At 46.9% G+C, this 1,891-nt stretch carries 3 rRNA genes and 1 other annotated feature; all 3 genes read right to left on the reverse strand.

Going from position 1 to position 1,891, the window contains the following annotated elements:
* A 16S ribosomal RNA gene (locus CWO13_RS23280) occupies window positions 1-241 on the reverse strand; the annotation flags it as partial.
* A gap of 426 nt (window positions 242-667) precedes the next feature.
* Window positions 668-782 (reverse strand): 5S ribosomal RNA (rrf, locus tag CWO13_RS23285).
* A gap of 3 nt (window positions 783-785) precedes the next feature.
* Window positions 786-900, reverse strand: a 5S ribosomal RNA gene (gene rrf, locus CWO13_RS23290).
* A 55-nt stretch (window positions 901-955) separates the two neighbouring features.
* Window positions 956-1,891, reverse strand: a sequence feature (most likely nonfunctional fraction of RNA operon).

The raw sequence follows: 1,891 nt of genomic DNA on the forward strand, positions 1-1,891 counted from the left end.
ATATCTTGACGCGAGAGGCCCGAAGGTCCCCCTCTTTGGCCCGTAGGCATTATGCGGTATTAGCCATCGTTTCCAATGGTTATCCCCCACATCAAGGCAATTTCCTAGGCATTACTCACCCGTCCGCCGCTCGACGCCCATTAACGCACCCGAAGGATTGTTAGTGTCGTTTCCGCTCGACTTGCATGTGTTAGGCCTGCCGCCAGCGTTCAATCTGAGCCATGATCAAACTCTTCAATTTAAGATTTTGTCGGCTCAATGAATACTGACTTCAAAACTAATATTCATTCGCTCTTTTCGAAAAAGGAACGTGAACATGTAATTCTAAAGCTATTACCATTCCAACAGAATGATAATGAATTGACTGTGCCAAATACCTTCTTTCTACAAGAGAAAGTAGTTATTTGTATTGGTCACTCAGTTCATTGAAATCAATTTTGATTCCGAAGAATCTGTTTTATCTAACGATAAAACGTTTTGATATTCATCAACGAGTGCCCACACAGATTGATAGGTTTAAATTGTTAAAGAGCTTTGCTTTCAGTGCCTTAGCACTCAAGCAGGACGCGTATAATACGCTTTCTACTTTGAAAGTCAACATAAAATACTAAGAAAACTTAGAACTCTATGGTGACTTGTCTACTTTGTAGACAAAGTCGAAATTAAAGCCTGGCGATGTCCTACTCTCACATGGGGAAGCCCCACACTACCATCGGCGCTATTGTGTTTCACTTCTGAGTTCGGCATGGAATCAGGTGGGTCCACAATGCAAAGTCGAAATTAAAGCCTGGCGATGTCCTACTCTCACATGGGGAAACCCCACACTACCATCGGCGCTATTGTGTTTCACTTCTGAGTTCGGCATGGAATCAGGTGGGTCCACAATGATAAAATACTAAGAAAACTTAGAACTCTATGGTGACTTGTCTACTTTGTAGACAAAGTCGAAATTAAAGCCTGGCGATGTCCTACTCTCACATGGGGAAGCCCCACACTACCATCGGCGCTATTGTGTTTCACTTCTGAGTTCGGCATGGAATCAGGTGGGTCCACAATGCTATGGTCGCCAAGCAAATTTTGCTTTTACTTTCAGTTTTTAAAAAACTGAAGGCAAATAATCTGGAAAGCTGTTTTTGTTCAGCGTCAGGGAAAACTCATCTCAAGGCTCGCTTCCCGCTTAGATGCTTTCAGCGGTTATCGATTCCGAACTTAGCTACCGGGCAATGCCATTGGCATGACAACCCGAACACCAGAGGTTCGTCCACTCCGGTCCTCTCGTACTAGGAGCAGCCCCTTTCAATTTTCCAACGCCCACGGCAGATAGGGACCGAACTGTCTCACGACGTTCTAAACCCAGCTCGCGTACCACTTTAAATGGCGAACAGCCATACCCTTGGGACCGACTTCAGCCCCAGGATGTGATGAGCCGACATCGAGGTGCCAAACACCGCCGTCGATATGAACTCTTGGGCGGTATCAGCCTGTTATCCCCGGAGTACCTTTTATCCGTTGAGCGATGGCCCTTCCATTCAGAACCACCGGATCACTATGACCTGCTTTCGCACCTGCTCGAATTGTCATTCTCGCAGTCAAGCGGGCTTATGCCATTGCACTAACCACACGATGTCCAACCGTGTTTAGCCCACCTTCGTGCTCCTCCGTTACTCTTTGGGAGGAGACCGCCCCAGTCAAACTACCCACCAGGCACTGTCCGTAATCCCGATTCAGGGACCAACGTTAGAACATCAAAACTACAAGGGTGGTATTTCAAGGACGACTCCACCACATCTAGCGACGCGGTTTCAAAGTCTCCCACCTATCCTACACATGTAGGTTCAATGTTCAGTGCCAAGCTGTAGTAAAGGTTCACGGGGTCTTTCCGTCTAGCCGC

The organism is Vibrio sp. ZF 223 (assembly GCF_003050585.1).
Classification (GTDB): Bacteria; Pseudomonadota; Gammaproteobacteria; order Enterobacterales; family Vibrionaceae; genus Vibrio; species Vibrio crassostreae.